The sequence below is a fragment of the Sphingomonas changbaiensis NBRC 104936 genome (assembly GCF_000974765.1).
Classification (GTDB): Bacteria; Pseudomonadota; Alphaproteobacteria; order Sphingomonadales; family Sphingomonadaceae; genus Sphingomonas_B; species Sphingomonas_B changbaiensis.
In genome coordinates, this window is record NZ_BBWU01000001.1 from 1 (window position 1) to 25,346 (window position 25,346).

At 63.4% G+C, this 25,346-nt stretch carries 26 protein-coding genes and 2 pseudogenes; 18 read left to right on the forward strand and 10 right to left on the reverse strand.

Annotated elements, in window-relative coordinates; all coding sequences use genetic code 11:
- The first annotated feature begins 208 nt into the window (after positions 1-208).
- Complete coding sequence (locus SCH01S_RS00005; protein ID WP_046346715.1) at positions 209-739, forward strand: YdcF family protein; 531 nt, start codon at positions 209-211, stop codon at positions 737-739.
- 338 nt (positions 740-1,077) lie between these two features.
- On the opposite strand, the gene SCH01S_RS00010 is transcribed toward SCH01S_RS00005, so the two are convergent.
- Positions 1,078-1,473, reverse strand: coding sequence for a hypothetical protein (locus tag SCH01S_RS00010; RefSeq protein ID WP_052733670.1), 396 nt, complete (start codon positions 1,471-1,473; stop codon positions 1,078-1,080).
- 95 nt (positions 1,474-1,568) lie between these two features.
- Entirely contained in the window at positions 1,569-2,171 is a 603-nt protein-coding gene (locus SCH01S_RS00015) for a hypothetical protein (RefSeq protein WP_157032741.1), read from the reverse strand.
- Positions 2,172-2,300: 129 nt separating this feature from the next.
- Between SCH01S_RS00015 and SCH01S_RS00020 the strand changes: the two genes are divergently transcribed.
- Positions 2,301-2,705, forward strand: coding sequence for a heavy metal-binding domain-containing protein (locus tag SCH01S_RS00020; protein ID WP_046346717.1), 405 nt, complete (start codon positions 2,301-2,303; stop codon positions 2,703-2,705).
- A gap of 136 nt (positions 2,706-2,841) precedes the next feature.
- Positions 2,842-3,024 carry a hypothetical protein gene (locus SCH01S_RS00025; RefSeq protein WP_046346718.1) on the forward strand — a complete coding sequence of 61 codons (183 nt, stop codon included), beginning with the start codon at positions 2,842-2,844 and terminating at the stop codon, positions 3,022-3,024.
- 105 nt (positions 3,025-3,129) lie between these two features.
- Here the strand turns inward: SCH01S_RS00025 and SCH01S_RS00030 are convergent, their stop codons facing one another.
- The 4 genes from SCH01S_RS00030 to SCH01S_RS16265 form a co-directional block, all read right to left on the reverse strand.
- Positions 3,130-3,504 (reverse strand): hypothetical protein, encoded by a 375-nt coding sequence (locus SCH01S_RS00030; protein ID WP_052733671.1) that lies wholly within the window; start codon positions 3,502-3,504, stop codon positions 3,130-3,132.
- A gap of 74 nt (positions 3,505-3,578) precedes the next feature.
- Entirely contained in the window at positions 3,579-4,247 is a 669-nt protein-coding gene (locus SCH01S_RS00035) for an NAD-dependent epimerase/dehydratase family protein (RefSeq protein ID WP_046346719.1), read from the reverse strand.
- Complete coding sequence (locus SCH01S_RS00040) at positions 4,244-4,792, reverse strand: GreA/GreB family elongation factor (protein WP_369385505.1); 549 nt, start codon at positions 4,790-4,792, stop codon at positions 4,244-4,246. The genes SCH01S_RS00035 and SCH01S_RS00040 overlap by 4 nt, the downstream gene beginning before the upstream one ends.
- An 84-nt stretch (positions 4,793-4,876) precedes the next feature.
- The gene (locus SCH01S_RS16265) at positions 4,877-5,164 is read right to left on the reverse strand and encodes a hypothetical protein (protein ID WP_157032742.1); all 288 of its coding nucleotides are present in this window, start codon (positions 5,162-5,164) and stop codon (positions 4,877-4,879) included.
- A gap of 489 nt (positions 5,165-5,653) precedes the next feature.
- Between SCH01S_RS16265 and SCH01S_RS00045 the strand changes: the two genes are divergently transcribed.
- The gene (locus SCH01S_RS00045) at positions 5,654-7,477 is read left to right on the forward strand and encodes a hypothetical protein (protein WP_169746335.1); all 1,824 of its coding nucleotides are present in this window, start codon (positions 5,654-5,656) and stop codon (positions 7,475-7,477) included.
- On the opposite strand, the gene SCH01S_RS00050 is transcribed toward SCH01S_RS00045, so the two are convergent.
- From SCH01S_RS00050 to SCH01S_RS00060, 3 genes are read right to left on the reverse strand one after another with little or no spacing between them, the layout of a single operon-like run.
- On the reverse strand, positions 7,470-8,201 hold the full coding sequence (locus SCH01S_RS00050; protein WP_052733672.1) for a TfuA-like protein: 732 nt from the start codon (positions 8,199-8,201) through the stop codon (positions 7,470-7,472). The genes SCH01S_RS00045 and SCH01S_RS00050 overlap by 8 nt on opposite strands.
- Positions 8,198-9,268, reverse strand: a complete 1,071-nt coding sequence (locus SCH01S_RS00055) for a YcaO-like family protein (protein ID WP_046346722.1) — start codon at positions 9,266-9,268, stop codon at positions 8,198-8,200. The genes SCH01S_RS00050 and SCH01S_RS00055 overlap by 4 nt, the downstream gene beginning before the upstream one ends.
- Positions 9,269-9,296: 28 nt before the next feature.
- Entirely contained in the window at positions 9,297-9,560 is a 264-nt protein-coding gene (locus tag SCH01S_RS00060) for a hypothetical protein (RefSeq protein WP_046346723.1), read from the reverse strand.
- A 304-nt stretch (positions 9,561-9,864) separates the two neighbouring features.
- On the opposite strand from SCH01S_RS00060, the gene SCH01S_RS00065 reads away from it, so the two are divergent.
- The 10 genes and pseudogenes from SCH01S_RS00065 to SCH01S_RS17445 all read left to right on the forward strand — a co-directional run.
- Complete coding sequence (locus tag SCH01S_RS00065) at positions 9,865-10,674, forward strand: hypothetical protein (RefSeq protein ID WP_046346724.1); 810 nt, start codon at positions 9,865-9,867, stop codon at positions 10,672-10,674.
- Positions 10,675-11,307: 633 nt separating this feature from the next.
- The gene (locus tag SCH01S_RS00070; RefSeq protein ID WP_052733673.1) at positions 11,308-11,649 is read left to right on the forward strand and encodes a helix-turn-helix domain-containing protein; all 342 of its coding nucleotides are present in this window, start codon (positions 11,308-11,310) and stop codon (positions 11,647-11,649) included.
- 876 nt (positions 11,650-12,525) lie between these two features.
- On the forward strand, positions 12,526-12,885 hold the full coding sequence (locus SCH01S_RS00080; RefSeq protein ID WP_281174933.1) for a VirB8/TrbF family protein: 360 nt from the start codon (positions 12,526-12,528) through the stop codon (positions 12,883-12,885).
- Positions 12,882-13,826: a P-type conjugative transfer protein TrbG gene (trbG, locus tag SCH01S_RS00085; protein ID WP_052733674.1), complete on the forward strand. Its 945-nt coding sequence runs from the start codon at positions 12,882-12,884 to the stop codon at positions 13,824-13,826. The genes SCH01S_RS00080 and trbG overlap by 4 nt, the downstream gene beginning before the upstream one ends.
- On the forward strand, positions 13,823-15,022 hold the full coding sequence (locus SCH01S_RS00090; protein WP_046346726.1) for a TraB/TrbI/VirB10 family type IV secretion system protein: 1,200 nt from the start codon (positions 13,823-13,825) through the stop codon (positions 15,020-15,022). Before trbG ends, SCH01S_RS00090 begins: the two co-directional genes overlap by 4 nt.
- Positions 15,023-15,238 (forward strand): DUF2274 domain-containing protein, encoded by a 216-nt coding sequence (locus tag SCH01S_RS00095; RefSeq protein WP_046346727.1) that lies wholly within the window; start codon positions 15,023-15,025, stop codon positions 15,236-15,238.
- Positions 15,235-15,471: a helix-turn-helix domain-containing protein gene (locus SCH01S_RS17380; RefSeq protein WP_046346728.1), complete on the forward strand. Its 237-nt coding sequence runs from the start codon at positions 15,235-15,237 to the stop codon at positions 15,469-15,471. Before SCH01S_RS00095 ends, SCH01S_RS17380 begins: the two co-directional genes overlap by 4 nt.
- 477 nt (positions 15,472-15,948) lie before the next feature.
- Positions 15,949-16,368, forward strand: a complete 420-nt coding sequence (locus SCH01S_RS00105; protein ID WP_046346729.1) for a hypothetical protein — start codon at positions 15,949-15,951, stop codon at positions 16,366-16,368.
- A gap of 350 nt (positions 16,369-16,718) precedes the next feature.
- Positions 16,719-17,798, forward strand: a pseudogene (locus SCH01S_RS17440) (nidogen-like domain-containing protein); the annotation flags it as partial.
- A 594-nt stretch (positions 17,799-18,392) separates the two neighbouring features.
- A pseudogene (locus SCH01S_RS17445) lies at positions 18,393-18,521 on the forward strand (PEPxxWA-CTERM sorting domain-containing protein); the annotation flags it as partial.
- Between the two features lie 316 nt (positions 18,522-18,837).
- On the opposite strand, the gene SCH01S_RS00115 reads toward SCH01S_RS17445, so the two are convergent.
- A complete protein-coding gene (locus tag SCH01S_RS00115) occupies positions 18,838-19,593 on the reverse strand; it encodes a Crp/Fnr family transcriptional regulator (protein WP_046346731.1) in 756 nt (251 codons plus the stop codon).
- A 274-nt stretch (positions 19,594-19,867) separates the two neighbouring features.
- Between SCH01S_RS00115 and SCH01S_RS00120 the strand changes: the two genes are divergently transcribed.
- Genes SCH01S_RS00120 through SCH01S_RS15610 form a run of 4 tightly spaced genes read left to right on the forward strand, consistent with a single transcriptional unit; the run spans position 19,868 to position 25,210 of the window.
- A complete protein-coding gene (locus SCH01S_RS00120; RefSeq protein WP_084689308.1) occupies positions 19,868-20,479 on the forward strand; it encodes a biliverdin-producing heme oxygenase in 612 nt (203 codons plus the stop codon).
- Complete coding sequence (locus tag SCH01S_RS00125; RefSeq protein WP_046346733.1) at positions 20,467-22,716, forward strand: ATP-binding protein; 2,250 nt, start codon at positions 20,467-20,469, stop codon at positions 22,714-22,716. Before SCH01S_RS00120 ends, SCH01S_RS00125 begins: the two co-directional genes overlap by 13 nt.
- Positions 22,713-23,174, forward strand: a complete 462-nt coding sequence (locus SCH01S_RS00130; RefSeq protein WP_046346734.1) for a response regulator — start codon at positions 22,713-22,715, stop codon at positions 23,172-23,174. The genes SCH01S_RS00125 and SCH01S_RS00130 overlap by 4 nt, the downstream gene beginning before the upstream one ends.
- Positions 23,171-25,210 carry a PAS domain-containing hybrid sensor histidine kinase/response regulator gene (locus SCH01S_RS15610; protein ID WP_052733675.1) on the forward strand — a complete coding sequence of 680 codons (2,040 nt, stop codon included), beginning with the start codon at positions 23,171-23,173 and terminating at the stop codon, positions 25,208-25,210. Before SCH01S_RS00130 ends, SCH01S_RS15610 begins: the two co-directional genes overlap by 4 nt.
- The last annotated feature ends 136 nt before the right edge of the window (positions 25,211-25,346 follow it).

The following is a 25,346-nucleotide window of genomic DNA, read 5'->3' on the forward strand; positions in this document are numbered from 1 at the left end:
CCGGATCTGGAACGGCCCGAACGGCGCCCATTGCAGCCGTGGGAATCCTTCGCGTCGAGCGCCTGCTTCGCGCCGCATCGTCGCGGTTTGCATAATGGTGCGTCGCTTCCATATCCGGCCATTCACAAGGTAATCGAGGTCATGGGCTTTGTGCCTCGAACTCGTCGCGGCGCTTTCCCGCCGATCACTAGTCCAGCTAAACGGAGATATGAAAGCACCCGCTTTAGGCAAGCGCACGCTTGCGGTCGTGTTTGGCGCGGCCGTGCGCGCCGACGGGAGCGCGAGCCCGACATTGGCCCGTCGTGTTGGCTACGCCGCCGCCGCGGCGGAAGCTGACCCGAGCGTGGATCTGTTTCTCTCGGGGAAGGTCGGGGACCATCCACCTTCGGAAGCTTCTGTGATGGCCGCACTGTTGGCGGGCAATGTTTCCGCCGAGCGACTGACGCTGGACGAGGTCAGCGGGGATACGCTTCAAACGGTGCGGGCGGCTGCCGCTCATGCGCGCGCGAATGGATACGCGGCAATCTTGTCTTGCACAGATTCCTATCATCAGCCGCGAGTGCGAATGCTGTTCTGGCTCCTCGGATTTTCCAGTTTGCCGGTGCCGTTACCCCCTCGCGGGGGAAAGCAATTGCGGCTGAAAATGTGGCTCCGCGAATGCGCCGCGCTCCCCTACGATCTCGTTGCCGGGATCTGCGCCGCCTGGCGCGATCGCCGTCACCCAACGACAACGTCATAGGAATTGCGCCCGCATCCGAGATGCGGAGCAATTGTGGACTGTGCGCCCTTTCGGGATGTCCGCCGCGCGTCCAGACCGCTCCGAAACGGACATTCGCATTCCGGACCTGGGATGGTCCGATTAGCGCCCATTGCGGACATCGCAGTTGTTCCGTCACAATGACTACACTGAAGACCCGAACTCATGCCGAAATGAGGAAATAGCTGTTCGACAACGTCTTGGTGGCACCCGCTCGCAAAGTAGCTGTCCTTTCGCAGACTATAGAGTGATTGAGGAGTCATCGAGCCGCGCAGAATGGATGTGCCGCGTGAAGGCGCCATGCCTGGCTGATTTCATCCCTATTGTTCCAGAACGGCGGTTTTTTCGGTCATCGCCAAAACTAGGGTGCCGGCCGGAATGTTGGCGCTACGGCCGGTGAATACCGGGCCGAGCACGGCCATGCCCACGACGGCGCCGGCTTCCACCGAGCCCTGCTCACGCTCGGCACCGGTAAGGCGCACAGTGCGGCCGTTCACTTGCAGGTAGAGCGGCCGAATGACGAGCCGCCCGTTCATGCCCATCGCGCCTTTGGCGCGTGCATCACTGATCTGACCCACGGCTGACGTCCCGGCCGGGATCGCGACGAGATCGCCGATCCGCACATCTTCCGTGACCGTGAGCGACACGAAGTCGCCCTTGACGTTGGTCTTGCTCGACAGCGGCTGCGCTGTTGCGAGCCTCACATCGGTTCCCATTGGTACGACGACAGTGGCGGCTTCCGTTCGAGTGGCGATGCCGCAAACGACGCCAACGCTCGTGATGCAAAGGGCTGCCCGAAGAGCCGAGAACCTCATTTCGCTGCGGCTTCGGTCGACGCTGGCGCGACGGTTGACACTGGCTCTTCGACCCGACGCGGCACCGGACCCGACATGTCGAGCACGACATCCGAGGCAACAAAGCCCGCCAGGATCTCTCCCGCCTTGATCTTCGCGTTGTTACCGCGATGAAAGAACCCCGCCCAGCCGGTGAACAGGACGGCCAGACCCGCGGAGCCGGCGCCGGTGCCCTTCGCGCTCATCTCGCCCTCGAGCGGGATTTCGGTTTCGCCGAGCTGGATGTGGAGGAGCTTGGCGGTCATCCGGCCCGACTTGCCGAGACCTCCGGAGTCGCTCGCGCTGATGACCTGGCCGAACGCCGTCGTTCCCGCCGGCACGATCGTCCGCCCGTCGATCACGATCGCCTTGTTGACGCGCAGCTTGAAGATCTCGCCGGCGGTCGCGTCGGCCGTGCTGACTTCCCTGGGCGCCATCAGTTCGACGGGCGTGTCGCGGGGCAATGTGACGCGGGTGGCGGGAGCGGCAGACGCCGGCACGGCCGGTGTCTCTGGGCTGGAGACCTGAGCGGACGTTGCGGAGGCGGCCGCGAGCGCCGCGAGCAGAATGCATGTCTTCATGATTTCCCCCTCTTGGCGTGGATTGATGCACAGACTAGCATCATCCGGCAAGCGCTTGATTGTGGGGCCTTTGGTCAATCGGCGCTGCGAGGCCACTGCGCGGGGCAGTGGTGGAAAAGGGGAAGAACAATGAAGGTTCGGGCTTTAATCTCGTGCGCCGTGCTGGCGTGCGCATCCGTTGCCGTCGGTGGGGTTGCCACCGCCAAGGACAAGGCGAAGACCTATGTCGTGGTGAACGAGGACGTCGGCGTGCCTGTGTTCGCCTATGACATCACGGACCGCCCTTACACCGTAGTCGGCGAAGTGAAGGCGGGCGTTCGCAAGGCGACCGTGTTCAGCAAGGAAGCGAGCCAGGAGAAGATCTACAAGGAGCTCTGGGAGCGCGCCGAGAAGATGGGTGCCGACGCGGTCATCAACGCCAAATACGGCGACAGCCATGTCAGCGTGATGAGCTGGGGCAAGACCAACGCCACTGGCACCGCGATCAAGTTCACCGGAGCGCCGGCCACCGCGGTGACGCCGGCGGGCCAGTAAGGGACGGAAGCGAAGCAGCCGCATACCCCCATCGACCCCCGTTGATGAGAGTGGCTGCTTTCAGAGGGCGAAAGCTGACCGGACGCCCCCAGGAGCCGGTCCGGGCTTTCGCTCTCAACATATCGGATCAAACGAAATGGCCGAGCTCCCTCGCCCGTTCGAAAACGATGACGCGGAAGCCGCCGCGCAGGCGCTTGGGCGGCTCAACCAGGCGGCATCGGAAGCGCGGACGAAGGATGCGCAGGACGCGCTAGTCGAGAGCGCCCTGCGGTTCATGCAGAACGAGCGGAACAAGCGGATGCGGAACGCACCTCGATGAGTCGATCGATGTGCGAGCCGGTCGAACCGGCTGACGCATGTCGATGAGCCCCGGTCACGAGCACAACGCCAAATTACCGCCGGGTGAGTGGCACTCGCGGCCACATCAGTGGCCGCCCTCGATCCATGGGATGCCGGCGTCTCGCAAGGCTTCAGCCAAAGCGGCCTCGAGCTCGAGAGACTCCCACCGCTTCATCGGATTCAAATGGTCCACCAGATTTGGCAACAGCCGCACTCCGAAGCGCCGGACCGCGCCACTCGCCTTGTATCCGGCCTTGTGCTGATCGAAGCGCCAGTCCGGGTCGCGCGAGGTCTGCCCCACATAGAGGCCCCACCGCCCATTTCGCGCCGTGTCGTGCAGCAGAATGACGTAGACGGAATGGCTGGCACCCCGCTCTCCCACAGTCGTGGCGCGGAAGCTGCGCGCGATGCCTTCTGCTTTCTTGATCCACTCAGGGCCGGTCCGCTCCACGGCAACCATTCAGGTCAGCAAGACGGGAGAGTGGATGACGACCTTGTGTGACGTTGGAGAACGGCTGTCCTTCAACATAGAAGTCATGCTCCGGCTCGGATTGCTTCGGCGGCCAGGCTGCCGAGTTCGGGGCTTTGGTGGATGTGGCACCCAGGCTGGGTCTTGCCGATCAGGTTGACGATTGCCGCCGCGACCGCGTCCGCCGAGACGGAAGCGTATCGACCCAAACCGCCGACCAGCAGCGGATCGAGCAGCGGCGCAAGCTGTTGCGCGAGCTTTTCGATCGGCCGCCGCTCCTGCCGCTCACCCAGGATCAGGCCGGGCCGGATGATGTCCACTCGTGCAAATCCGAGCGACGTCACTGCCTTTTCCACTTCGCCTTTGACGCGCAGGTAAAATCCGCGCCCGCCCGCGCCCACCGAGGAGACCATGATGAACTGCCGCGCACCTCTGCCCAGCGCGGCACGTGCAACAGCGAGCACATAGTCGTGGTCGACCCGCCGAAAGGCGGCTTGGGCTCCTGCCTTGCGGATGGTCGTGCCCAAACAGGATATTCCGACATCGACCGGGTCCGGTCCCGCCACCCCCAATGGATCGGCAACCAGCGCGTCGAAGTCGATTGCATGCTCGGCCATACAACGAGGCGTGCGCGCCAAACTCGTCAGTACTACATCGTGGCGAGTGGACAGGAGCTTGGTCAGGCGCGTGCCGACCAGCCCCGTCCCGCCGGCGAGCAGGACACGCACGGTCACGGGGCCGGTTCGAGGACTTCGAGAACCTCGACACCGGCGCCAAAGTCGATCCGATCGCCCGCAGCGGCGCCGACCAGTGCGCGCGCGAGCGGAGCCGAGAACGGTATGTGGCCGGTGGCTGGATCGGCTTCGTCGTCGCCAACGATGTGAATGGTGCGTTCGCTCTTGCCGATACGGACCCGTAGACATGATCCGAACGCAGCTTCGCCGGCCGGGGGTGCCGGCGCTTTGATCGCGGTCACCTGGCGCGTATTCCAGTAGCGCAGGTCGCGTGCGATCCCTTCGCGCTCGACCTCGTCGGCGGCAACAGCCAGATTCGCTTCCAACTCGGCGATCCGTGCCGCAATGAGCGCCAATCCGCGCGCCGTGACGTAGTTTGGCCCGCTCGGGATCGTCCGCTCGAAGCGCGGCTCCTTATGTTCTTCGTCGCTGTCGCGCCGAAATGCCACGCTCATCGAATTGCTCCGCCAATACGTCTGACGTGTACAATGCTCCATTCGGTGCGCGAGGGCCATGATCGGCTGGATTGCGCCCAGCCGGGGCATCCGCCGCGGGTCGATTTCGCAAACGATCGCTCGCTATCGGCGATGCGGAGCCCAATCGAGAGTGGGGCTAAAACCCTTCAAGAATTACCATGCGCGCGGCGCGGCTCCGGTGCGCGCGCTCACCGCATTCTCGATTTCCTGCAGTTGGGCCCGATTCATCACTTGGGCTTCCAGCAGCGCCTTCATCAGCTCGTCCACCAATGCGGCCAAGAAATGCAGCTCGGCGCGCTCCGAAACCTGGTCTTCGCTATCAATGTCCATGCTGTCTCTCACCCTGAAATGGCCAATCTCTGCATCCCACCTGGCCCTCTGTTGAAGGCGCGATCGGGAATGCCCACCGCCGGCACGATATCGCTCAATGATGTTTGACATCTTATCGGCTCGCCGTTCCGCCCGCGCCTGGGAAATGAGGGGAGGGAGTACCGATCCCGGCCAGCCGTTGGGACCGGACATGGATCGCTTCGGCCCCCGCCGTGGCCGAAAGGCGGGAAGAATTGAACGTCCTGCTTAGCGGAGCGCTGTCCGTCTGTTCGGGGTCGCGGCCGAACCCGGCTTCGATCCGGACGGCGGCCGCCCGCGAGCCGCTTTACCGCCTTGCCGTTGAAGTCGGCGGCCTGCGGCCGACCTTCGCAAACTCGAACCGAGCAGCTGCGGGTATGCGTCGGCAAACACTGAATAGCGTCGTTGGAACGCACCGCGCCGTCGGCACCCACCGCATATCACCACCGGTACACGAGGCACGAGGCGCCGAGGACCAATGCGGTCGCCCCTCGTCGGCAAGGCGCAAGCGGTTTACGCGCAACGCCAAATACGCGACAAATCGACCCAATGGGGGATATCCGGACTATCAGCGAAACGCCCATGCTGCGTCTTTTCGGCGCGCCGGCTCTCCTTCTCGGCGAGCACGGGATTCGGCTCAGCCGCCGTGCCACCGCCTTGCTCGCCTACGTCGCGCTTCAGCCCGGCCGGCCGGTCTCGCGCGCGGCGCTTGTCGACCTGCTCTGGCCGGGACGATTTCCCGCTCATGCGCGCGGCAGCCTCAGGCACTGCTTGGCTGAACTTCGAAACGCTCCGGTCGATCACCCGCTTATAGTGACCGAAGGCGACGCCGTGATCGCGTCCGGCGGGATTGCCACGGACGTTTCCACGTTCGAGCAGCGCGGCGGGGCCGAGCTTCTTGCCGAACTTGAGACGCTCTCCCCGGGGCCGCCTCTTGCGGGGCTCGACGTGAGCCCGCCGATGGAAGCCTGGGTCGCGGGCGCTCGTCGTGCCCTCGAGCGGCGGATCAGGCAACATGTGCTTGGTGCGGTCGAGTTGGCCTCGACCGCAAAGGACTGGTCGTTGGCGCGCCGCCTTGGCGAAAGCTGGCTTGCCCGCGCCCCCGAGGATGAGGATATGACGGCTCTGGTCATGCGTTGCGAAATCGAGATGCGCGTGCCCGACCTGGCCGCGGCTCGCTATGAACGACTGGTCGCGCGCGAAGCTGCACCGGCGGGCGTGGGTTCGATTGCGGCCGAACCGCCTCCGCCGACCGCCGCGCCGCTTCTGCTCGTTGCTCAGATGGAAGGCACGGCCGCGGACGCCGAGCGCATGAGTCTTGTCCTGCGCGAGGAGTTGCTGGTCGCGCTATCGCGATTCCGGGACCTGAGGCTGATAAGCGCGCCGCATCCGCTCGACGCGCTGGAAGACGGCAAAAGCCGGATCGGGTATGCTTTGGGCGCTACGCTGCATTCGGACGCCATCATTGTCACGCTTCTCGAACTGCCCTCGCGAACGGTCCTCTGGTGCGAACGCACGTCACTCGGGTCAGGAGAGAAGGTCCAGACTGCTCTCGATCATATCGTCGGCCGGACCGCTGCTGCGGTGCTGCCGGCCGTCGACGCACACGCGATGCTGCGGCCGCACGCGTCGGGGCCGCTTTATTCCCAATATGTGGCCGCACGAACGCACGCGATCCAGGCGCGCAGCTTCGCAGACGCTGTCGGAGCTGCGAGCGCGCTCGAGGTGCTTATCGCAAGCGCTCCCGATTTCGCACCTCCGATGCTGGCGCTGGCGCGCCTCCTCAACACCGACTTCGGCTATACTCGCGCCGGGAGTTCCGGACCCCCAGAGCGCGAACGCGCGTTCGCGCTGACCCGCCGCGCCTTGTCGCTCGATCGTCACCACGTGCACGCCTATACGGTGATGGGCTGGTGCCACCTGTGGCGCGGCGACTGGGCGCTTGCGCAGCGGAACTTTGAAAAGGCAGTCGAGCTCAATCCGCATCATCCCGAGCGCCTCGTCGAAGCGGCGTTCGGGAGCCTTTTTCTCGGCGACCTTTCGACGGCGAGCGCGCTTTTCGACCGCTGCCTGGCCCTGGAGCCGCATCTCGACGACCGGTTCCGTGCAGATCGCGGCCTGCTCCATCTGCTTTCAGGCGAGTTCGATCGCGCCCTTCAAGAGTTCCTGCACGTCGCCGACCGTCGTGGCTGGGTCGTTCTCTACGAGCTTGCGGCCAGTGCGCTGGCCGGCGCCAACACCGCCGATGCGCGTGCCGAGGCGGCTTCGTGGCTCGCAGCGATCTGGCCGGATGGACGTGTGCCGTCCCAGGTCGCACTCGCAGAATGGATCAGGCGGCAACGACCCTTCCGGCTGATCGCCCATCGCGATCTGCTGATCGAAGGACTTCGGCTCGGACTCAGCTGATCGGGAACGAGGGAAGTTCGACGCCGACTTGGCGCGCGAGCTGCCGCACATAGGCTGTCGCATGACAGTGTATGCTCGGATGGGGAGGGCGCTGGCGAGAGACCGCGGCGGCGAGCGCCGCACTTGCATCATCGCGTTTCACCCAGACCCGGTTCTCATCGATCCACGGCGGCAGCGTCGGCTCCACGATGTGCCCCGCTCCAGCCATGCGCTCGAAGATCGCAGGCCAATCCCGCTCGGTGAAATGGAGAGCGCGCGCGGCCTCGAACATGCGTCGCGCAGTGGTTCGGCCGATCCTGCGCGTGCGTAAGGCGAATCCGATCGTCGCTCGAACGTCGACAAGAGGCACGGTGACAGCGTGCGAGCCCATCGATGCTGGCACATGAAGCAACGCGACTTCGTCGTCGCCCGTGATCCGTTCCCGACGATAGGCCTCGTAGACGCGGCCGACGCCCTCCATGCCGAGACCGTCGAGTTCGGCCGCGCGGAGCGCCCCCATGCTCGCAGCACCGATCACCCGGAACCCGCGCGCGAGCAGGGCTAGGATTTCCTTGTGCCGAACGGCCGCTCGCGCGTCGAACACGCCGTCCAGGAGCACGACCGTGCACGGCTCTTCGACGATCAGCGCAAGCAAGTCCCCCGCCGCCGCAGGCGGCCGCACGTCGATGGTCGGGTCGATCCGGGAAGGCGCGCTCGGACCCAGGAAAGCGACGATGGCATTCATTTGGATATCCTGCGTGACTTGAGCCCGCCTGCCAGGCCGGGAACAAAGGCTTTCACGGTGGTGACCGGCGACTCCCGGGGAGAGAGCTTTACGATCCCTACCTGGGGCAGGCCCGCGCGGTCGAGTTCCGAAACGAACCGGTCGAGGTCCCAGGGTCCATGGCCGTTCACCGGAAAGGCGACACCCCGGTGGCCCGGCGGCAGCCCGGGCAGCCCGCTCGGCCGGTCACAGCCGGTGCGGACGGCCGGCGCAAGCGGCAGATCGTCTCTGCTGCCGGACAGGATGGTCGCGCGCGACTGGATTGCCTCCAGAACTGCGCCGAGCAGCGCCGCTTCCGGGTCTTCGTGCGCAGCCGCCCCACCCGTCGCTGCGCGCGCCGCCGAGAAGGGATCGGTGTCGTGCAGTTCGCAAAACAGCGCGGTCAATGGGATCACTGCGGGAAGCAAGCGTACGCGCGGGATGATGTTCCTTTCCGCGAAGGAGGAACGCAGTCCGCGGAACCAGGGGTAATCAATCGACTCCAGGTCGATCGACCGTCGCATCGACCGTGTGATCGGCTCCGCCGCTTCCGCCGCTCGGGCGTCCCGCTCGATAAGTTCGCGCAAGGCGCCCAGAGTTGCCGCTTCGAGGCCGAAATGCGCGGCCTGACCGTCGCTCGATCGACGAATGCCGGCTTCGCCCGGCCGCGTGGTGTCGAGCGAGACGCTTGCAAACGGAACCAGAAATGGCATCCGGCGGCCGAGAGGCTCGGTTTCGCACCAGGCGAGCAGCGCATCGGTGGTGCCCTCATCTCTCGTCACGGCGAAATCGTCGACGTGAAGCGGCCGCGCATCGGCTGGCAGTTCGGACCATGCGGCAACCCGGTCGACCCGCGACCAGCCTTCCGCGTGCGCCGATTCAATCGCTTCCATCAGCGCACCGCGCCGTGCCTCGCTCCGCGTCAAGCCCTTGCCCTGGTGCACGCTGAGCGCCCGGCTGTCAGGCCTGACCGCCTGCCAGACAGGAACGCCGATCCGATCGAGTCCGGTCAGGTCGGCGAGCCGCGTGACGCCGTGCTCGCGCGCCAATGGGACAAGAAACGCCTCTTCAGGCGTCTCAGTTGTGCGGAGGATCGGTCGCCTCGAAGATGTCGACCTGGCCGCGGCTCGTCACTTCCGCTGCCTCGAGCTTGGGATTCTGCTGGAACAGCTGCGCAATCCCGGCGATGCCTTGCTGCTGCTCCGGAGTGTTCGCCTGGTTGGGATCATAGGCCCAGAGCGCAAGCGTGACATAGAAGACTCCGTTCTTCTCGATGATGAAGACGGGTTCCGAAAGCGCTTCCCCGGAGTCGGCGGATACCGTCACGATATTTCCAGCCATAGCGTCCCCCTTTTGTCTGTCCCGCATTGGTTCGGAGCCGGTCAAAACTATGCGAGCGGGCCGACTCCGTCCATCCGGCAAGGCCGTGAATAGCGCGTGAATTAAGCGTCGCGAGGCTTCCGGTGACGGCTTGGCTGCGATTAGCCGAACTCGACTCTATTTCGGGAGCCGCCGTCATCGATTCGATCTTCCAGATGTCGGTGCGTAGCCGGTGGGGGCGCACGCCCGGGGAGCGCCCGCTTGCGGCTCCGAGGCGAATGAGCCGGAGAAAATGCTTGTTGCACTCACGAGGAGCGCCCCAGGCATGATCGCAGCTGCCACGACCGATGATCGGAAAGCCGCTGAAACAATGCGGCCGCTGGCCCGGCTCGATCGTGCCGCCGATCAGATCAGGTTAGGCGAACCGTCCGCGGCAATATCCGACCTCTTCGGATATCTTAGCGAGGTCAGGAGCCGCCTCGCCCAGGGGGACTGGCGCCAGTTCTGCAGCGCTGCGCGGTCGACCGTGCTTGGCCGCATCCTTGCCCGCGAGCCGATCGTCGCGACGGCTCGGCGCGCCAGAAAGCGCGATAGCGCACATGACGAGCTGCTCGATTTCATCGCGAGCACGCCGCTGCTGTGGGCTGACGATCCCACGATCGGCACACTTCACACAGCGATTGCGACACGCCCTCTGGCGTCGGCGATCCGCGCACGCGAAAGCGTGCTGCGCAGCAGCGCCGTCGACCGGATGCGACTGTCCGTCGAGCCATTCGTCGCGGCGGTCACCGCCGAAGATATTCGCCGAGGCTGGGCTATGGACGCCGACGCGCGCCGTCCTGCGGACTTCATGTTCGTGCGAGGGCTGTTCGACTGCATGGGAACCGCGGAGGCGATGCGTGTGACGCGGGCGGCTGCCTCCCGACTGCGGAGCGGCGGTTGCTTTCTCTTTTCGAGCTTCGCGGATGCCTGTCCCGATGCCGCTTTCGTCGAATGTTTTTTCGGCTGGCGCCCCGCCTGGCGCAGCGAAGGCGAGATGCGCGCGATCGCCGCGGCCGCTGGCTCCGGGTTCGCGAAGCGCCACTGGGCGAGCGCCGAAGGAGCGATCCATTATTGCGAGGTGCTGCGGCCGTGAAATGTTGGAGCCGCTGGCCTCGCGCGACTGCGCCCTCGACCTCCAAGGAGGTTTGGCTCTCGCGGACCCTGGCTCGTTCCGTTGGTTGCGTTGCGTCTGAACCCGACGAGAAGGAAATGGCGATGGATCGGGTCATGACCGCCGACGCTGCGGGCCATTTCCTCGGCAAGAATATTCCCTGCGTGCGCGTGCCCTGCGCCGGAGAATGGATCGCGGCGCAGGGCAGGGGGCAGGTGATCGGCGTCGCGCACGCCTGGCACGGTGGCGCCTCTTGGCGACGATCCGGGGCGCGCATGCCGCAAGCGAAGGTTTGGCGCCGGCTGCCTCGCAGGCGTTCGCCGATGGTGCAAGCTGACCCAAGAAGCGCGCGGGGGTGGCGATGAAAGGGTCCCGTCCCCGATGACGGGGAAGCAATTGGGGTGGCAAGCAATGTCCAGCAGCAGTCTGCCAGATGCCGATACGATCAATGAAGCGGCATGCGCTGATCCCCACCGGGCCCTCGGCGAACGTCACCGATCTGTCCTGGGTACGCGTGACTGGTTGCGGTCGTCCGATCAATTCATCGAGTCGAGACGGACGGAGCGCGCCGGATCATCTGCTCGCATTCGGTGCAGCACGCAGCCGGATGCGGCTGTGGGAGACAAGGACTGCGATATCGATATGCTGGTCGCGCGCGCTCGCCGCGAATATCGCTTGGCGGGAGACCGTTGCAAGATCTTCGGGCAGGGCCTGTTCGCCGACCCTGCATGGAATATCCTTCTCGACTTGGTGATCTCGCAAGCTGATCGTCGGGACATCAGCGTGACTGCCGCTTGCATTGGATCCCGCGCGCCTGCGGCCACAGCGAGCCGGTATATTGCGATGCTCCTCGCTGCCGGATTGATCGAGCAGGTCGCGGATGTGCGAGACGGGCGTCGCAAGTTCCTCCATCTCACGCCTCGCGCATGGGACGGCATGATGCGATTGCTCGGCTGATGGCCGGCTGAGATTTCGCTTTTCTTCATCGAAAGCGCTCGGCTGAAAGGTCGATATGATGCCTGCCGTCCGTGCCGGCTATTGCTCTGACGGCCAGTCGGGCATGGGCATTGCCGTGGGGCTCCGCCCGTCGTCCGGGAAGGTTTCGTTCAAGCAGTTCAGTGCGAGATCCGCCTGCGCGGCTGCAATGTGCATCCCCAGAGCATCGAGCGTGCCAATCGCAAGACGGAGCGAATCGCGAGCGCGCTCGATCGCTGCCTTGTTAGCCACGTGTGACCTCGGATTGATCATCCGCATCAAGTTCTCTCACTCGGTCTCGGGCGGCGCGGCTGTGACGATGCCGCGATCGGGCCGGGCCTGCTCACATCCGTAGCGGGATCGTCGCAAGCAGGCTTGTGCAAGTACGCCCATTTTGGAACTGATCAGCCCTTCCCGTGAGGTGCGCACCAAAGCCCGAACATGCTCCTACCCCTCGCGCGGGGCGCGGGGCCTCTGCAATTGCTTCAGTGCCGGTCTCGAACTCAGTGGGACACTTGGCACAAAGCCCAATCGCAAATGCGCATGGCAGCGCTGCTTGCCGATGAGCATGGCCGCTCATGGAGAAAGCCTCCGACGCGAGGTCGCTGACGCGCGAGCAGTCGTAAGCTGGGGTTTTTTCGGTTCTGGTGGGCAGCAGGCGCTATCGGCGGCTTCGCCGACCATCCTGCACGCGCCTCGACGGGTGGCACCAATACGTCAATCTGCGGGATACGTGCTGACCAGACGCGCTTCGAAGGGTTGCATTGGCGCGCCGGGACTCTAGTTTGGAGAGGCGCCGCAGCAGCGGCGCCGAGGCGTGAGAACCTTGCTTGGGAATCCGACCCGTGTTCCGGCCGGGTGGCCGACGCGCATGTCCAAGCCGTTCGCGGCCAAAGGCGGCGGCGCATGTCTCAAGTGAAGTGGATCGAGACCAGCTACGAGCGCGGAGCACAGGCCGGGTCCGCACATTGGACCGGCATCCTTACCGTGGCCCTCAAGCCGCCGGCGAGCGCCGAGGCGCTGCGCCGCAATCCGCTCGGACTCTATGTCGATGCCATCGACTGGAGCCGCGAGCTCGAGCCGGGGGTGACGGGGCCTGCGTCGCCGCTTCCCGCTGCGAGAGCGACCGCGGCCCCGGCACCCAGTCTTCCATCGGACACGCCGCTCGATCCGAACCTCGCCCAGCCCCAGCCACGCCAAGCGGAGACGCGCCAATGAAATCTCTTGTCATCACCGGCCTGCTCGCCAGCGCCAGCATCGCGGCGGCACAGACCCCCACCGTTCCACCGTCGCTTGCCGCAGCACCCCCTCCGGCAGTGGCTGCTCCGGTCGTCGCCCAACCCATCCCGCCGGTGACATCGCACACGATGCCGCGCCGGCATGTGCTGCCGTCTCCTGCAGAATTGCGCGTCCGCGCCGCGAACCGCGTGGCGACGCTCGAACCGGCCGCGGCCGGCTACTTGGGCGCGGTCCAGGTCTATCCGTTCAGCGAAGGTGCGATCTACCGTGTGCTCACTGCGCCTGGGCAGGTGACCGACATCGCGCTGCAGCCAGGTGAAGTGCTGGGCGCTGTCGCCGCCGGCGATACCGTCCGGTGGGTGATCGGCGACACGACCAGCGGGAGCGGCGAAGGCAAGCGGACCCATGTCTTGGTGAAGCCCTTCTCGGCCGGGCTGGTCACGAACATCATCATCACGACCGACAAGCGGACCTACCATCTGGCGCTCTCGAGCGCCGGACGCTCCGCAATGGTGGCCTTGTCGTGGACCTATCCGCAGGACCAGCTGATCGCGCTGAAGGCGGCGGAGGATCGTGCCCGGGCAACACAGCCGGTGGCGACCGGGCTTTCGGTCGACCAGCTCCACTTCGACTATGTCATCTCCGGCGACCGGCCGGCGTGGCGGCCACTGCGTGCGTTCGATGATGGTCGTCAGACCTTCATCGAGTTCCCGCCCAGTCTCGGCACCGGCGAGGCACCGCCGCTCTTCCTTGTCGATGCAAAGGGAACCGCGCAGCTCGTCAACTACCGGGTGCAGGGGCGATATTATGTGGTGGATCGGCTGTTCGAGACGGCCGAACTCCGCCTTGGGCTGAAGCGGCAGGACATCGTGCGGATCACCCGAGGGGGCCAGGTCGATAGGCGGGGGAGGGGGTCGTGAACGAGGCAGCCGTGCAGCCAAGCGCGAAGCTCGACCCGGAGACGCTGGCGATCCGGGCCCGGCCGCCGCGCGCAATCCGCTTCAAGCGCGGCGTGATCATCGCTGCCGCCGCTTGCCTGTCGGTCAGCCTGATCGCTGTGACCTGGATGGCGCTGACGCCGCGGCTGTTCCAGCGCGGGGAGACCCCACAGGAACTGTCCCAGCCCAACGTGCGACCGACCAGCGACGCCCTGAGTGGCGCGCCAGCCACCTACGGCGACGTACCCCGTCTTGGGCCGCCTCTCCCTGGTGACCTCGGCAAGCCGATCCTCGAACGGCAGCAGCAGCTGGCGACGGCAGTGGATCCGCGCGACCAGCAGATCCAGCAGGCGGAAGCGGCGGAGCGCGAACGTCGGCTCGCCGAGCTGAAGGCCGCTCGCGAGTCCGGCGTGCTGGTGCAGAATCGTCAGGCCCAGCCGGCTACCGAAGCGGCCATCCCTGGTCCGTCCGCGACGCCAGCGAGAGAGGCCGAGAAGATCGCGCTCGATCCGACAAGCGATCCTAATGCCCAGGGACGCAAGACGTCGTTTGTGGCGGCGCTCGATCCCAAAGCTGACGTAAACCCGCACGCGCTTGCGGCGCTGCCCTCTCCCTACACATTATCTGCGGGCAGCGTGATCACGGCCAGCCTGATCACTGGCCTGCGGTCGGACCTGCCTGGTCTGGTCACGGCGCAAGTGACCGAGAACATCTACGACAGCGCCACCGGCCGATTGCTGCTGGTGCCGCAGGGCGCACGACTGGTGGGCAGCTATGACAGCGTCGTCGCTTTCGGGCAGAAGCGGGCGCTGATCGTCTGGCAGCGCATCATCATGCCGGACGGAAGTTCGCTGCGCATCGACAATGTGCCGGCGACGGATCCGTCCGGCTATGCGGGGCTGGCGGACAAGGTCGACTTCCACACCTGGCAGCTGCTCAAGGGCGTGGTGCTTTCCACGCTGCTCGGCGTTGGTTCCGAGCTGGCGCTGTCCGGGAAGGGCGACCTCGTCCAGGCGATCCGGATGTCGACACAGGACAATGTCGCGCGCGCCGGCGATCAGATCACGCAGCGCAATCTCGGGATCCAACCGACGATCACCATCCGCCCAGGAACCCCGGTGCGGCTGGTCGTGCACAAGGATCTGGTCCTGGCACCCCCGTTCGACAGGAGAGACTGAATGGCCGACATCAAGCTGCCGCAGTTGCCCGACCGCACGCCGGTCAAGCTGACCATCTCCGTAATGCCCGATCTCCATCAGGCATTGACCGACTATGCCGCTCTCTACGCCAGGGCCTACGGGCGCGATGAGCCACTCGCCGACCTGATACCAGCCATGTTGACTGCGTTTCTGGACAGCGACCGCGGTTTCAGCCGGTCGAGGGCGAAGCCATGACCCGGGGCGCAAAGACGGACGCGCGGGATCGGGAGGCCGCCGACGCGCTTGCCGCCTTGGGCTCGCTCCCGATCGAACCGATCAGCGTACGGGTGGCAATGGCGGTCAAGCTGACCGGGATCGGCCGGTCGACTCTCTACGAACTCATAGCTTCGGGGCGGATCGAGACCGTGAAAATCGGCCGATCCACCTTCATTCCGTATCGGTGCTTGAAACGACTCGTCGAGGGCTGAGTTCGGGCGAGCAGCCTCAAGAATATGAGCTCGAACATCGCTGCTTCTTGCTTGGGGGAGCGAATTGGCCGGCGGCTGCGGTTATGCGGCAGAGCCTGTAATCCTGAAATCGTGCAGGACACCTTCGGGCCATGACGCGACGATCCGTCGTGCGGCATCAATGTGCGTCGGCACCAATGGAACTATGCCCCATCACTCTTAGGTGCGACCGCAACGTAGACGCCTGCCTCTTGAGATTTCTCATAAGTCTGGAGATCGAGGCCACATAGCAGGCGCGCGCCGTTCGTTGCATTGGCGCCGGGCTCGAGACGTTCTCCAGAAACAGCAAATGCCCCCAAAATGGATCAGGTTTGAAGTGCAAAGAGCTGCCCATCCGTCATGAACTTCATTTCCGACAAGGCCCGGCGGAGATTTGTCCAAGCGGGGCGCTTTCGACGTTCGTGGCTCGCCGCTTTGCCTCATGACGTGGAGAGATACATGCGCAAGCAGTTCTATTTTGTCCTTGGGCTCGGACTTCTCGTCAGTGCTGACGCCGCTCTTGCGCAATCGGCAGCAGCCGGTGTCGCTGCTGGCAAGGAAGTCGTCGATATTATCAGGTCGTTGACTGGAGGAGGGCCCTGCACCCGCCATCTCTACAACAAATCCAACAGCTTCTGGCTTTTCACCGGTAGCGGCGGCTCCGGGATGTGCGAGAAAGGTTGTGCCATTGCCCCTAATACCGCGATTCCGATCAGCTATTCGACGACCAGCATGTCAATTGATCTCCAAGGCCCAGGATATCACGATGGATTCACGGTCACCGGCCGCGGCGATTGCGTGTACATCCAGCATAACGGCAATACCGGAAAGGCTGTCCTCAACGACCCGGCAAATGGCGACATTGTGCTGATCAATTGATGAGATCTCTCGATTACTGCGACAGGCGTGGGAATCCACCTGGTTAGGCGTCTGTCGCAGCGTTGGCGGATGTGTTTAGTCGACCATGGACGTCAAAATATCCGGGGCGAGCGAGCTCACTCGGGTTGGTCGCCGAAATAACTGGATTCGACGGAGGCCCTATCGCCGGAGCGCCCGCAGTTGCCCCCCCCCGAGATTTAGCACCAAAATGGCGCCAAATTGGCTGCCGATTGCCTCCCATTACTATAAACTAAACCTGAGTCGCTCGACTCATGTTCTGTTGCGCTTGCTTGGCTCGCACAGCCGATAGTGGACAGAACAGGAGAAACACGGTGGCCCATAAGTTGATAATGTCGCGCGCGATATTCGCTGCCGCGCTCACAGGGTGGCCGCTTTTCCCTGCATTGTCAGTTTCTGGCATCTTGCCTGCAAATGACGACGGAAGCACTAACCTTCTGCAAATCGACTTTGACTTCACCTTCTACGGCCAAACGTATCATTCTCTGTATGTGAACAATAACGGAAACGTCACGTTTTCGGCGCCACTGAGTGTTTTTACACCAAACGCGTTTCCTTCTGCGGGGCCGGCGATCATAGCTCCATTTTGGGCAGATGTAGACACCCGGAACGGGAAGGGCATCGTTTCTTATTCTGGGGATGCTAATGCGTTCAACGTCAGCTGGAGCAGGGTAGGCTACTACGATGCGACTAGAGTGGGTAACGTTGATACACGAAATACGTTTTCTCTTTCTTTGCAAAGGAACAACGGAATCCTGTTTCAATATGGGCTGATGAACTGGACCACAGGCGACGCATCCGGCGGATCAGGTGGATTCGGCGGCACCCCCGCAACCCTCGGCATCAATGCAGGGGATGGGCGTCAGGCTCAGGTTCTCGCCAGATACAGCGGTCCAAATGTGTCAGATTTGGACGGGACCAGATGGTATTTCCAGACCGATAGCGCTCAGCTTACCACTCCGCTTTTCAAGCAGTTCAATGCGCCTTGGGGCGCGCAGCATACTTTGAACAGCGTGTCGGACATCATGACGCAGACCGGTTGCTTCGTAACCTCCACGGCCATGGTGCTGAATGCAATCGGTCACAATGTGGATCCGGGCCAACTGAACACGTTCCTTCGTAGCTATATGGTCGGTGGCAACCTCTCCTATGCGAGCATGCCTCAGGCATTGGCGTACGGGCAGACGGATGGGACGCTTGGTCCGCCGGTCCGGTTCAGTTCAACGCAGATCAGCAACTCAGTGGGCTTCGACTATGCCAAACTAGCCGATCTGATCGATAAAGATGGCCCTGTAATCTTGAGGGTGCCGAGCAGGAATCACGGTGAGTTCAATTATGGTCCGGAGGTTCACGCGGTCGTTGCATGGAAAGTTGATACCGCCACTAATACGATCTACATCCGTGATCCGGGCTGGAGCACGAGCCCTGGAACGCTCGGCGAATACGTAGATTATGTGAACGCGTATGTGCGCGCCCAAGGTCATCCAGAATGGCAGCTGAAAAATGCTGATGGAACTGTCAGCGGTAGAGACCTGTCCTTCTTCTTTCGGGCGAGCAACGGCGGCGCATTCTCTACGAACAGAGCTACGTTCGTCGACGTCCTTACTCCGTTCAAGAAGCAGATTATCCAGGGTTCTGTTAATTCTCCCATCGAGTTGGTAATTACCGATCCGAAAGGGCGAAGACTAGGTTACGATCCGCAATCGGCCATGTTTTATAATGACATCCCCGATAGTGAATATTTCCGAGAAGGCGTAGCGACGGATGCATCCGACGATAGCCAGCCGCTCTTAGGTAGGCTGGGACCCATAAGCTTCTTCATCGGAGACTTCTTACCCGGCGAGTACACGTTTCAGCTATTTGGCATTGCGAACGGCGACTGGAGTTTGGATTTTGGCGTCAGTGATCCGCTACGAGGCTTCAATCCGTTCCAGTTCACCAAGTCTGGGCAAGCGCAAGCTGGGTTCCAGGCGACCTTTACCTTCAACGTTCCAGCGTCAGGGCCAGCTGCTGTTCCCGAGCCGTTCTCGTGGGCGATGATGACTGCGGGATTTGCCCTTGCAGGCGCTTGCGCTCGCCGTCGTGTGCTTCGGCCGTATCGAGGGTGCTTCGGGGTTCAACCGGGCAAATATTAGAGTTGTGGAACTTGCCCATCGAACTTCTCGCGGCTGTGTCGGACGATCAGTGGTCTGCAAGACACTGATGTGACAATCCTAAGGTTCTGCGTTGGCCTGTTTAGCGCCCATTCTCGCCGTTCGTCAGGGTCTCAGCGAATGACCGAAGTCGAGCCGGGAGCGGCCTGACAGCTCTTGGCAGGCTTGCATCCAAGCGGACGTTCGACGGCTGTGAAAGCAGCTGAGTCTTGATCAGCGGGTCCTCGGTTCGGGCCCTAGTGCGTCCACCACCTTTTCTCTGATCTGTCTTCCATTCCGAGCGGCCTTCGCGCCTGCTTCAGAGCAGGGGACGTGGACGAGGTGGCGGCTCGGCAAAATGGGCGAACTGCTCCAACGCTTTCAGATTCGGCACCTGCAGCTGTTGCTGCCGGAAGCTGAAAAAGCCGAATTTCTGCAGGCGGCGAAGGGTCTTGTTGGTGTGAACCAGCGACAGGCCCAGCGCGTCGGCTATGTGTTGCTGGGTAACCGGCATATGGACAACGTCGTCGCCGCTGGGCTGAATGGCCCGGGCACGCCTGTATAGATGGATCATCAGCATGGCCACGCGTTCGGCGGCGGTTCTGCGGCCAACGGACAACAGCACCTCGTCGACAAGGCTTTCCTCTTTTGCCGTCAGCCAGGTCGTGTCGAAGGCAAGCTCGGGATAAGTGCAATACAAGGGCCAGAGCTGATCGCGGGAATGCCGGCATAGGACGACGTCGGTTAGTGCTTCCACACCGTGTGCGGCCTCGCCCAGCATGTTCGCCTGAAACCCTATCACATCGCCGGGAAGCAGAAAATTGAGAATCTGCCGCCTGTCGTCCGGCAGAGTTTTGTAGCGAAAAGCCCAGCCGGAAAAGAGGGACGCCAGCGGGGGAGATGGGTCGCCTTCGTGGCAAATCGTGTGCCCCGCTGTCACCTTGATCTGATCCATCCGCATGTGCTCGATGAATGCGACCTCCTCAATCGTGTTCGCCCGGAACACCGGTAGGCGCCGCAGCGGGCACGCGACGCAGGGCGCCGGGTTGGGAATGCGGTCGAAGTACGGGGCCATCTGAACGCGCTCGATGTCGAGGGAGTGAACGATTGCAACCTAAACTGCCGCCTTTCGACGTCCCTATGTCACAAGACATACAGGATCGTTGCGCATGCGGTTAGAGGGCTCGCATCATTTTATCGCCCGACGCGCTCGGAGTTTGTGTGCTTATGCCTACGCCTGAACGGGCTTTCGAACCGAACCCGATCAACGGCCACACGGCTGATCGTCGCGCTCGTCGCTCGGCTTTCCTGCTTGAGATTCGTTCCGCATCCGGGCATTGCGCGCTCCAATGTTCGAAGTAGCTCCACTCGGGGGGAGCGAAACTAGACCGGGTTTTCGTTGGGCGTTGCGAGAAGCGACGCGCGGCGCGCATCAGGCCATCCACGAACTGCCGCCCTTTAGGGAACTGCTCCAGGGCCGCCTGGACAAGCCTCGGTATGGGCGCGTTGTCGCCGCGCTCCATGACTTCCACGGATCGACCGAAGGCATACAGACATGCGCCGATCAGTCACTCGATTACGACGATCCAGACTTTGACGGTCGCGCGCGTCGAGCACTTATCGAGCTCGACCTGGCGGCGCTCGGATTGCCCGCCATCTCTTGCAGGGCGGTGCTCGAGGCCGATACTCGCCCGGGCTGGAACATCGGATTCTCTTACGTCGTTCGAGGGTCTAGCGTCGGAGGGCAGGTGATCTACGCCGCGCTCGACGCTTTATTCGGTGCGAAGAAGGACGGGCGCCGCTTCTTCCGGGGACCGGTCGGCCAAGGGCAGCGCTGGACCGAGTTCTGCGCTCGTCTGGAGCGCCTGGACCGTAACAAGCTTATAGAGGATGCGACCGAAGGCGCGGCGGCGGCGTTTGGTCATTTCCGCACATGCATGGAGGGCCGATGTCTTCGGTAGCCGCTACGACCACCGGAACGCCGGACCTCGACATTATTGGCTGCGAACAAGAGCCGATCCGCATTCCCGGCAGCATCCAGCCTCAGGGCGCGCTGCTGGTGCTCGATCCTGTCAGCCAGGTCGTGATGCAGGCGGCGATCGGAGATCGCTCGGCGCTGGCCGATGACAGGGGAGCGATCGGGCGTCCGATCAAGGACGTGCTGACGCCTGGCGCCGCCGCCGTGGTCCAGGATCTGGACGCAAAGGTGCCGCCTGCCGGCAGCGTCTCTCTTGGCGCGCTCCGGACCGGGGCCACCCTCCACCATCTCGTTGCGCATCGGTCAGGCGGGATGCTCATCCTCGAACTCGAGCGAGCGTCCGAGACAGAGCCACGCAGCTTCGACGAAGTCTATCCCCATGTGCGCGACTTCCTCGACGATCTGCAGCACGCGAACTCGATCGAGGATGTGGCGTCCCTTGCCGCTCGGGAGGTTCGCCGCATCACCGGGCTCGATCGCACCATGGTCTATCAGTTCGACGAGGCCTGGAACGGCACGGTCATTGCCGAGGATCGGAATGACCGGCTTCCATCCTATCTCGACCTGCGGTTTCCCGCATCGGACATTCCGGCGCAGGCGCGCGAACTCTACCGCCTCAACCGGCTTCGCCTGATCGCTGACGCGACCTACACGCCGGTGCCGATCGAGCCCGTGCTGAATCCGAAAACGGGTGCTCCGGTCGATCTAAGCCACTCGATCCTACGCAGCGTCTCGCCGGTGCATCTCGAATATATGCGCAACATGGGCACCATGGCGTCAATGTCGATCTCGCTGTTGCGCGACGGCCAGCTTTGGGGACTGATCTCCTGCCATAACCGCGACGCGACGCAGGTCGGCTATCACATCCGGACCGCCTGTGATTTCATCGGCCAAGTCGTGTCGATGCAGATCGCGGCCAAGGAAAGCGCGGCCCTGGCCCAGAAGCGGTCGGCGCTCCAGACGGTTCAGAGCCGGCTGCTGGCACAAATGGCGGCGGCAGGCAATTTCGTCACGGGCTTGCTGGCAGGCACGGACGACCTGCTCGCGCTCACCGGTGCGGCCGGAGCGGCGATCGTTTCGGGCGACACTTGCACGCTGGTCGGTGAGACGCCCAGCGAAGGTGAGGTTTCCGGCATCGTCGACTGGCTCGCACAGGGCGATCGCCGCGACATCGTCGTGAGCGACAGCCTGGCTGGCGACATGCCGGGCGCCGAACGCATCAAGGACCAGGCGAGCGGCCTTCTCGCAATCTCGATCTCGCAGCTTCACGACAGCTACTTGCTGTGGTTCCGGCCAGAGGTCATCCGCACCATCAGCTGGGGCGGCGATCCCCGAAAACGCGCCGAACTGGACCCCCAGGGCCTGCGGCTGCATCCGCGCAAGTCCTTCGAGAGCTGGCAGGAGACAGTGCGGCTGAAATCGCGTCCATGGGAGGCCGCCGAGGTCGAGGCGGCAACGGCTTTGCGCACCGCCATCGTCGATATCGTCCTGCGCAACGCCGAGGAGCGCGCGGAACTGACCGAGCGACTTGTCAGTATCAATAAGGAGCTGGAGGCGTTCTCTTACTCCGTCAGCCATGACCTGCGGGCACCGTTTCGGCATATCGTCGGCTATGCGCAGCTGCTCAAGAAATACGAAGGAGACCGGCTGACCGAACGCGGCGACAGGTACATAGACACAATCGTCGAGTCCGCGATTTCGGCCGGTACTTTGGTCGATGATCTGCTGAGCTACAGCCAGATGGGGCGCGCGTCGCTTCGCCCCATTCGCATTGACATGAACATGCTTGTCGATGAGGTGAAGCGCGCGCTTCTCGGTGAAGAAGAGGGCCGCACGGACTGGACGATTGCCAAACTGCCGAGCGTCATGGGCGATGCCACGATGTTGAGGCTCGTTTGGCAGAACCTGCTCGAAAACGCGCTGAAATTCAGCCGTGAGCGCGACGAGCCGACCATCGAGATCGGCGCCACCGACGATGGCAATCAGGTGACCTACTTCGTGCGCGACAACGGCACCGGCTTCGACATGGCCTATGTCGGCAAGCTGTTCGGCGTGTTTCAGCGCCTTCACCGGGTCGAGGAATTCGAGGGCACAGGCATCGGGCTCGCGAACGTGAAGCGCATCGTGGAACGGCACGGTGGGCAGGCCTGGGCGGAAGGCACGTTGAATGGCGGCGCTACTTTCTTCTTCGCGCTGCCAAAGGAAGTGGAGGTGGAATGAGCGATCTGAAACCCATATTGCTGGTCGAGGACAGCCCGAAGGACCTCGAGCTTACGCTCGCCGCGCTTGAGCAGTGCCAGCTCGCCAACACGGTTGTGGTGGTAAGAGATGGCGCCGAGGCGCTGGAGTATCTCACGTCGACCGGAGCCCAGGCCGGGCGCGAGACAGGCGACCCGGCCGTGGTGCTGCTTGACCTCAAACTGCCGAAGGTCGACGGGCTCGAAGTGCTGGAGCGCATCAAGAGCGACCCGAACCTGCGCCATACGCCAGTGGTGATGCTGACCTCGTCTCGCGAGGAAAGTGATCTGGTCCGCAGCTACAGCCTCGGCGTCAACGCGTTCGTCGTGAAGCCAGTCGGGTTCGAGCAATTCTTCGAAGCGATCCGCGATCTCGGCATGTTCTGGGCGGTGCTGAACGAGCCGCCTCCCCGCGGCAAAGGCGGAAGCGGCAACGCGTGACCAAAGCAGATCTTCCGCTGGGCGAAGTGCGGATCCTCCATCTGGAGGACAGCGCGCTGGACGCCGACCTGATCTGCGAGTTCCTGCGCAGCGAAGGCATGGACTGCTTCATCCATCGCGTCTGGACCCGCGACGAGTTTCGGACCGCGCTCGAGCGGGAGCGCTTCGATCTGATCCTCGCCGATCATCAGCTGCCCAATTTCGATGGCGAAGCCGCGCTCGACATAGCCCTTGAGATCGCACCGCAGACGCCGTTCATCTTCGTGTCGGGCACGCTCGGCGAAGATGTCGCAGTTGAAGCGGTCAAACGCGGTGCGACCGACTATGTCGTGAAGCAGCGGCTGGAGCGGCTGTTCAGCGTCGCGAAGCGCGGCATCGTCGAGGCGCGCGAGCGAGAGGAGCGCCGGCGGGCGGAAGCGGCACTGCGCGAAAGCGAGCGCAATTTTTCAACTCTGGTCGATGCGATGCCGCAGCTCTGCTGGATGGCGAATGCCGATGGCCGTATCACTTGGTACAATCGCCGCTGGCATGAATACACCGGCACTCACCCGGAGGACATGGACAGTTGGGACGGCGAGTCTGTGCACGATCCGGCTGTGCTGCCCACTGTGCAGAATGGATGGCGTCACTCGATTGAGACGGGCGAGCCATTTGAGATGACATTCCCGCTTCGAGGCGCGGACGGTGTGTTCCGACCCTTCCTGACCAGAGCGGTGCCCGTCCACGACGCAGAGAGCAAGGTCGTGCGATGGCTTGGCACCAATACCGACGTGTCGGCGCAGTACGAGGCCGAGGCTGCTTTGAAGCGCCTCAATGAAGAGCTGGAAAGCCGAGTGGTCGCGGCAATTGCAGAACGTGAGCAGGTTCTCGCGCAGCTCGGCGAAGTCCAGAAGCTCGAGACGATCGGGCAGCTGACCGGCGGCGTTGCCCATGATTTCAATAATCTGCTGACGCCGATCATGGGCAATCTCGACCTGCTGCGCCAGCGGCTCGATGGCGACGATCGCGGCCAGCGCCTGCTGAGCGGAGCGTTGAAGGCGGCCGAGCGCGCTAAGACCCTCGTCCAGCGGCTGCTCGCCTTCGCGCGCAAGCAGGTGCTCGAAGCCACGGCAGTCGATACGGCTGAGCTTGTCGGCGGCGTCACCGAGCTGATCGGCCGTTCGATCGGCCCGAAGGTCGACATCAAGGTGAACGCGGCTCCTAATTTGCCGCCTGCGCGTGTCGACCCTAATCAACTCGAACTCGCATTGCTTAATCTGGCCGTGAACGCCCGTGATGCCATGCCGAACGGCGGAGTAATAACGGTCGATATCGATGCGCACGATATCGGGCCGGATCATCCCACCGGTCTGCGCCATGGCAAATATGTACGTTTGTCGGTCATCGATACAGGCGCGGGCATGGATAGCGCCACGATGAAGCGAGCGATCGAGCCGTTCTTCTCGACCAAGGGCGTCGGCAAGGGGACAGGGCTTGGACTTTCCATGGTCCATGGCCTGGCGGCGCAATCCGGCGGGGCGTTGCTTCTTTGGAGCACGCCGGGTCAGGGCACTCGAGCCGATATTTGGCTGCCCGCCACGAGCGGTATGCCTGAAGCCTTGAGGCGGGATTCGACGGGTGATTTTCCTCACACTCGGCCGCTCGCCATACTTCTCGTCGACGATGAGGAGTTGGTCCGAACAGGCACGTCCGAGATGCTGAAGGACATGGGTCACAGCGTGACTGAAGCCAGCTCAGCCTCGAACGCCCTGGAACTGCTGTGCGGCGGACTTCGCCCAGACTTGGTTGTGACGGATTATCTGATGCCCGGCATGACCGGTCTCGATCTCGCGGCGGCGATCAGGCAGATGCCGAGCGCACCGCCGATCTTGTTGCTCACTGGGTATGCTCAACTGGCTGGGCATGAAGCGGGCGACTTGCCTCTCCTGCCCAAGCCTTTTCGGCAAAGCGAACTGGCTGAACGACTGGCGCGAATCGTTAGCGAGGGAATCGGCCGTGAATCGACCGATCCGTGTGTCGCCCGCGCCGCCGGTTAACCGGCTGCGCCGATGCTCGCGTTCCATTAGCCGTGCTTGGATTGATGCGATCGCGTCTAGGACGATCCTGTGTGGGCGGCACGGCCGATCGAAGGTTGGCAGCTCTGCGCCCATTCGCAACCTCAGAGTTGGGTTG